Annotated in this window: 5 protein-coding genes; 1 reads left to right on the top strand and 4 read right to left on the bottom strand. The window is 55.3% G+C overall.

The genetic code is table 11. The features are described 5' to 3' along the window. Positions 1-310: 310 nt before the first annotated feature. From LJE94_06810 to LJE94_06795, 4 genes are all read right to left on the bottom strand, one after another. A complete protein-coding gene (locus LJE94_06810; protein MCG6909822.1) occupies positions 311-3421 on the bottom strand; it encodes an efflux RND transporter permease subunit in 3111 nt (1036 codons plus the stop codon). Further along, positions 3418-4623 (bottom strand): efflux RND transporter periplasmic adaptor subunit, encoded by a 1206-nt coding sequence (locus LJE94_06805; protein ID MCG6909821.1) that lies wholly within the window; start codon positions 4621-4623, stop codon positions 3418-3420. The genes LJE94_06810 and LJE94_06805 overlap by 4 nt, the downstream gene beginning before the upstream one ends. A gap of 16 nt (positions 4624-4639) precedes the next feature. Then, complete coding sequence (locus LJE94_06800) at positions 4640-5797, bottom strand: ATP-binding protein (protein ID MCG6909820.1); 1158 nt, start codon at positions 5795-5797, stop codon at positions 4640-4642. 125 nt (positions 5798-5922) lie between these two features. Next, complete coding sequence (locus tag LJE94_06795; protein MCG6909819.1) at positions 5923-6114, bottom strand: hypothetical protein; 192 nt, start codon at positions 6112-6114, stop codon at positions 5923-5925. Between the two features lie 330 nt (positions 6115-6444). Here LJE94_06795 and LJE94_06790 point away from each other — a divergent pair. After that, a partial coding sequence (locus tag LJE94_06790; GenBank protein MCG6909818.1) for a hypothetical protein occupies positions 6445-7439 on the top strand: 995 nt, incomplete at its 3' end.

Raw genomic sequence — 7439 nt, 5'->3', positions numbered from 1 at the left:
GCCGGAAGGCTGGGATGCCGAAAAGCAGATTGCCCATTGGCGGCATTATAGCTTCCCAGCCTCATAGCATTGAGATAAGAAATAACCTAACCGCAGACGAACGCAGACAGGCGCAGACAAATCTACCACTGTGTTCTCTGTGCCCCGAGTGAACGCAGTGAGCGGGTGGTGACATATGTTCTTTCTCTGCGTCCTCTGGTTTCTCTAACGAAGTGGGCGAGAGATGTACAGCAAAATGCCTCTCAACACGTAATCACCCGACACTTAACACCTAACACAAGGGCACCGATTCCCTTGCCCCCGGGCCCTGTTAAGTGGACAGCTTTGGCGCCTCGCCGTCCGGGCTCTTGCCGTTTTTCCACTCTAAAATCGAATAGACCACTGGAACGAGAATCAGGGAAATCAACGTGGAGCTGAGCAGGCCGCCGATGACCGCGCGGGCCATGGGCGCCTGGGCTTCACCGCCTTCGCCCATTCCCAGGGCGAGAGGTGTCAGGGCCAGGCTGGTGGTCAAGGCCGTCATCAAAATGGGACGCAGCCGTCGCCGGCCCGCTTCCTCGATGGCCTGCTGCAGGGCCAGGCCGTCCCGCCGGCGCAAGAGATTGGTGTGGTCGACCAGCAGAATGGCATTGTTCACCACGATTCCGGCCAGCATGATACAACCGATGAACGACTGGAGATTGAGGGTCGTGTTCGTGAAAAACAACATGAGGATGACCCCCACCGAGGCAAACGGCACCGAAAACATGACCACAAAAGGATCACGCAGGGATTCGAACTGGCAGGCCATCACCATGTACACCAGCAGAATCGCCAGCCCGAAACTCATCATCAGTTCCCGGAACGATTTGCCCTGTTCTTCGTAGTCGCCCGTGACCGCCACCTGGAAATTTTCGGGCACGGCAACGCTTTTCAGCGCCTTGTTAATATCGGCCGCCACCGATCCCATATCCCTGCCCCGGATGTTGACCCTGACTTCGATGTAACGCTGCTGGTTCTTGCGCTCGATGGAGGTCGGCCCGGTTTGGGGCTCGATCTTGACGACATTGCGGAGCACGATCGGTTCCCCCTCCTGATTGGTTACCGTGAGATCGAGGATATCGCGCAATGAAAGCCAACGGGCATCCCGGACCTTTACCAGAATTCGATATTCGTTCCCGCCATCCCTGTATTCACCGGCTGAGCTACCGGAAAGAGCGGTCTCCAGGGTTTCGCTGATCTGGGTGACGGTGAGTTTCATCTCTTCGGCCTTTTGGCGGTCCACGATGATCCGCTGTTCCGGTGTACCCAGGGTCTGGCTGACACGCGTGTCGGTGACGCCGGGTACCGCTTCGATAAGGGGTACGACCTGATCGACCAGAGCAGAGGCTGTTTTCAGTTCGTGGCCCCGGATTTCGACATTGAGACGCTCGGTACTGCCCGTCGCCCGACGCAGGAGGAAAAAACCGCTTCCCTTGCGCGTGCGGATCTTGACCCCCGGTATGTGGGTCAGGCGTTTGGCCAGATCATCGGCGATCTCCAAATCGGATCGCGTGCGCTGGTCGAGTGGTTTCAGGTTGATGCGGAATTCCCCGGTATTGGCGCTGCCGGGCCTCCATGGCCGTCCGCCGATAAAGGCCAGCGAACTTTCGATCTCGGGCGTGCTCTTTACGATGATGGGATAGATGGCGTCCATGGTTTGGCGCACCAGATCCAAACGCATTCCGACCTCCATTTCACCTTCCACCCGGACTTCGCCCTCGTCCGTTTCCGGCATGAGTTCGGTACCGATCAGCGGAATGAAGGCCAGCGAACCGACGAGGATCAGCAGGCACGCCACGGCCGTCACGATGCGATGAGAAAGGGCCCAGTGCAGCGTGTCGCGGTAAAGGTCTTCCAGTCGCATGAACATGTTGTTTGAAAGGGAAAGCAGCCTGTTTTTCAACGTCCGGCTCGAATGCCCGTTCACGGCCGTCGGGGCCATCAACCGTGAAGCCAGCATCGGAACCAGGCTCACGGCGACCATTAGTGAGCAAAACAGCGAGAAACTCACTACCAGCGCCAGTTGCTTGAACATGATGCCCGACATGCCGCGCATCAGGATCAACGGCAGAAAAACGACCAGGGTCGTAAAGGTGCTGGCGATGATGGCGGAGGTGACCTCCTCGCTGCCGGCCCGGGCCGCGGTTTTTCGATCGATGCCCCTGTCATGCAGCCGCAGAATGTTTTCCACGACGACGATGGAACTGTCCACCAGCATGCCGATTCCCAGGGCCAGCCCGCCAAGGGTCATGATATTCAACGTAAACCCGCCGAAATAGATCAGCAGGAAGGTGGCGATCACCGATATGGGGATGGCAACGGCCACGATGAAGGTGCTGCGGATATTCCGAAGGAAAAACAAGAGGATGAAAACGGCGAAGCAGGCGCCGTACATGGCCGATTGCCCCAGGTTTTTAATGGACTGCTCGATATACTTGGCCGAATTGATGATGGGAACGATTTCGAGCTCCGGAAAGTCTTTGTTGATTTTGGCCACTTCCCGCATGACCCCCCTGACCACCTCGACCGTATTGGCCCCGGATTGCTTGTTGACCCTCAGAATGAGCCCGCTTTTACCGTTCACCAGTACGTGGTTGGTTTCCTCTTTCCACGCGTCCTCGACGACACCGATGTCCATTACCCGTATGGGCGCATCGCCGACCATGGCAACAATCGTGTTCCGGATTTCATCGAGGCCCGTGTAAAGCCCCGGTGTGCGGATGCGCACGTCCAGACGCCCGCGGTAAACCGAACCGGCCGGCAGGTTGAGGTTGCCCTTTTCTATGCGTTCGACAATAGTGTTTACCGACAGTTTGAGGGCCTTGACCTTTTCGCTGTCCAGGTCCACATGGATCTCACGTTCCAGGCCGCCGACAACATCGACGGCGGCGATGCCCGGCGCCCGCTCCATGCGGGGCTGTATATGTTCGTCGATGATGTATCGCAGCTTGAGAGGATCGAGGTTGCTGCTGGTACCCATAATCAGCACGGGAAATTCGGACGGGTTGTATTTGCGCAACGAGGGCCGCTCGGCCTTTTCCGGCAAGGATGCATAGATGCGGTCCAGGCGATCGCGGACATCGTTGGAAACACTGTCGATATCCGTACCCCACGCAAAGGCCACGGTCACCCGGCTCGCGCCTTCACCGGAAATGGAATCGATCTCGTCTACGCCGGTGACCGAACTGACCGCTTCCTCGATCTTGCGGGTAATCAGCTCCTCCACTTCTTCGGGACTGGCATTTTCGTAGGTCGTCGTGATACTGATGCGGGGTTCGGTTATGTCGGGCATCAAATCCACCGGAATGCGCATCAGGGCGACACTGCCGAGGACCAGGACCAGGCAGGTGAGCATGGCTGTAAAAATCGGCCGGTCTACCGTAAAGTGGGATATATTCATTTTTTCAATGCACCTGTTGAAGATGCCCCGGCGTCGCCGTGCCCCGAAGCCGGGCCCGGCACCACGACGGCTGCGCCGTCTTTCAGGAGTTGATGGCCGATGGTGACCACGTTACCGGACAGGGGCGGAGAAACCACTTCCACCCAGCCGTCGTCCTCGATCCCCTTTTCGACGGGGACGAAAGAGACGCTCTTTTCATCCGCCGACAGCAGATAAACACCGCTTTTACCGTGATATCCCACCAGGGCCGCTTCCGGAACGGCCGTTGCGTTTGCATGCCTTGCAAACTGGATGCGCACCCGCACGAACATGCCCGGCTTTAACTTAAGATCCGGATTCGGCACCCGGATTTCCACTTCCGCCTGGCGCGTCGATTCCTGCAATATGTTGGATATTCGCCAGACGGTGCCCTTGAACTCGCTCCCGGGAAATGCATCCGTCGTGATGACGGCTTCCTGGCCTTGTTTTAAATAGGGATAATCCTGCTCGATGGCGTTGACCACGGCGTTCAGCGTTTTAATGTTGACGATACTGAGGATCGGGGTGTTGGCCGACAGCATCTGGCCCTCATCCACGAACCGTTCACCCACGTAACGCACATCGGAGCCGTTTTCCCACACGGCCTTCAGCTCGGTGTACCCGAGACGAATTTGTGCGGCTTTCAATGCCGCTTCCTTCTGATCGACCTGGGCTTGCAGCACCATCAGCTCCGCCTGCGCGGCCTTGAGCTCCGACTCGGTTTTATCGAATTCCGAGGCCGATGATATATTCTTTTCGCGAAGCGTGCGGACGCGTTTGAACTCGATTTCAACCAGATTGAGCCGCGCCCGGCACTGTACGATGCGTGCCTTGGCGACTTCGAATTCCGCGCGGGCTTCCTCGACCTGCTGCCGGTATTCGGCCGCTTCGATGCGGGCGACCATCTGCCCCTGCCGTATCTTTTCGCCGATATGGACCGCCACTTTTTCCAGCCGGCCGCCGACCTTGGAAGCGACATAGAAGGTGCTCTCCGCCCGGAGGGACCCCGTGAAAACCCGAATGTCCCGGACAGTCATCATGCGGACGGGCTCGGTGCGTACAGCCACGGCGCGATTGCCGTTGGTCTTCACTTGGCCCTGCTTGGCCGTATAGCCCTGGTACAAGCGCCAGCCAAGCAGGGCGATCAATCCCGCGACAATTAAAAAAGCGATTGTTTTTTTCATGTTCAATTGTGTTTTCCTAAGTTGATTGATCCGGATATTCCCATCTGGCAGGAACCTCTGACAGGGGGAGAACCGTAATACTTTCATCCAGTCGATAGTGTTGTTTACCGGGATATATAACCCAGAGATGATCCAACGCCAGGTCATCGATCACGACTGACATGGACCGCCTTTTTCTGGGTGCGTCACTATACGTAAACGCCACCCCCCATCTTCGCCCGGCATGCATCCATAACAAGTCAAGTTCCGAGCCTGAATGAATTTTCCAAAAATAAAAATTTTCACTGCTTATACCGATACTACGGCAAACACACTCCAGGGCGAACCCTTCCCATGAAGCACCTAATTTCGGATGAAGCGTCAGTTCCTCGAGGTTCTCGACATTCATCAGCCAGTGGAAAAGTCCGGGATCACGCAGATACAACTTGGGCGATTTTACCTGACGTTTTTTCAGATTTTCCTGCCATGGCTGAAGACAGCGGACCATAAATGTCCCTTCCAGAATATCGACGTACCTGCGAACTGTCATGTCTGAAATCCCGAACGAACGTCCCAATTCGGAATAGTTCAGCACTTGCCCGTGGTAATGTGCCATCATAGCCCAGAAACGCCTGAGCGTTCGAGCCGGGATATTGATGCCAAGCTGTGGAATATCACGTTCCAGGAAAGTGGCAATGAAATTTTCACGCCAGAGGTAGCTTCCGGCATCGTCACCGGCCAAAAAAGAACCCGGCATGGTCCCCCTGGCCCACAGCCGGTTGATGTTGTCTTTTCCTATATCGTGGAAACGGAATCCGGCGAGATGATAGAACCCAATCCGGCCGGCAAGCGACTCCGACCCCTGGTGAATCAGGTCGCGGGATGCACTTCCCAAAATCAGATAGCTCTGGTCCTGCCGGCTATCCACAAGATATCGTAAAAGGGGAAACAGGTGGGGCTTCCTCTGTATTTCATCGATGACAACTAGCCCTTTCAAATCTTCGAGTGCGATTTGAGGGGTATCCAGACGGGCTTCATCACGTGGATTCTCAAGGTCAAAATAGTGGTCGAACCTTAGACCCCGTGCCAGCGTCGTTTTGCCGCATTGGCGGGGGCCCAATATCGCTGTAACCGGAAAGGTTTTGAGATATCTATTTATCGCTCTTTCATCTATCAACCGCTCAATTTTTTTCATAGGGCAAGCCCTATCGCATTTAACATGAAATTTCAATTCGTTTGTTTGAGATTTCATGTTAAATTGGGTGCCTTACCATTTTTTGGATGAGAGCATGCTGTTACGGGTGAGGCCCTGACAGTCGCTCAATTCGGGTTGTATATCTCTCGTCCGCTGACTTCAAACCGGCGTGACAGGATGCGGCATCCTTTTTTCAATGTGTCGAATGTGTCTCCCGGGCTCACCATCCGGTCCGCCGCGAGATGGCAGAAAGTCACGTCGGCATCCGAGACGTCGACAAGTTGGAAGTTGGCACAGCGAAGTGTCCACTGCGGCATGACAGCGAGTGTCTGCTGAATGCTTCATTTCAGCGGGGGAATTCAGGGGATGCCCATTGCGCAACGGCCTGAATGTGGAAAACATTTCATGCCTGTAACCTAATTTTCCCAGATACGGTCATCAACGTACCTCCTGTAGCGTACCACAATGTTCTTATACCATATCTATCCGGCGTATAATTTGGCACATAATTTGCTTATTGCAACCCCGGTTGCCCTATTTTTTAAACAAAAGCGCGGTCATCGATGACATCAACCCAATAAACGCTTTTAATTTTGACTTTTGGAAAATTGGACCATCAACCACCCCAAACTTGAAGGAGGAAAAGGATGCGTGACTCGTATTTAACCTGGAGAGGCAAAGGCCTGTTTGCGAATCGGTTCAAAACATTTCTGGCCTTTATTTTCTTTCTGCTTTTCGCCGCCAATGCCTGGGGGACCGTCTATTACGTGGATGCCGCCAACACCGGCACTCAGACCGGGGCATCCTGGGCCTTCGCGTTTGCCGACATCATGTCGGCGGTCGAAGCGGCCACTGCGGACGAGACGGGCGGCCATGAAATCTGGGTCAAGGAGGGGGTCTACACCCGCACGCCCCAGGAAAGTTGGGATCACTATGTTGTTTCCAACTTCGGCTATCAATTGAGTTTTTACGGCGGGTTTCCCGCAAGCGTGGCCTCACCCCAATGGGATGACCGGGACTGGGCCAGTTATCCCACGATCGTCACGGGAAACGGAGAAACCGGAGACAACTGGGTGCGCGGGTTTTCACTGAACGGCGGCCCCGTGATTGTGGATGGGTTCACCATCATGAATTGTGCCGGCGATGCCTACGGCGGGGGCGGTATTCAAATGCAATATTTGTCGGGAACGTCCACCGTCCGGAACTGTGTCATCAAGAACAATATCGGATTGGACCATTGCACCGGCGGCGGCGTACAGATCGCCAATGCGGTCAACGGGACCGTCAACCTGGTCAACTGCCTCATCGCCGGCAATACGGCCCAGCAGGGCGGCGGGGTGTATGTTTATGGAAAAAACAATTCATCCTATCCGGTGAATATCATCAACACGACCATCGCCAACAACCAGGCCACCGGCGATACTTCGACCGATTATGGAGGAGGGGTCTACAACAACAATTCCTATATCCATTTCCGCAATTCCATTATCTGGGGAAACACTACGAATGTTGCGGCTGGCCCCGGCCTGTATGAAACCATCCTTGGGGCAAGCTACTCCACGGTGTCATACACCTTGATTCAGGGGGGGTATTCCGGCGCCGGAAACCTGAATCAGGACCCCGGCTTTGTCTCGGGTGTCGA

The organism is Deltaproteobacteria bacterium (genome assembly GCA_022340465.1).
GTDB lineage: Bacteria > Desulfobacterota > Desulfobacteria > Desulfobacterales > B30-G6 > JAJDNW01.
The sequence above is the reverse complement of the archived record's forward strand: the minus strand, read 5'-3'. Positions and strand labels throughout refer to the sequence as shown.

Excerpts from the sequence above, each read along its gene's own strand:
- LJE94_06810 (MCG6909822.1), bottom strand. The coding sequence starts at position 3,421 with ATGAATATATCCCACTTTACGGTAGACCGGCCGATTTTTACAGCCATG.
- LJE94_06805 (MCG6909821.1), bottom strand. The coding sequence starts at position 4,623 with ATGAAAAAAACAATCGCTTTTTTAATTGTCGCGGGATTGATCGCCCTG.
- LJE94_06800 (MCG6909820.1), bottom strand. The coding sequence starts at position 5,797 with ATGAAAAAAATTGAGCGGTTGATAGATGAAAGAGCGATAAATAGATAT.
- LJE94_06795 (MCG6909819.1), bottom strand. The coding sequence starts at position 6,114 with ATGCCGCAGTGGACACTTCGCTGTGCCAACTTCCAACTTGTCGACGTC.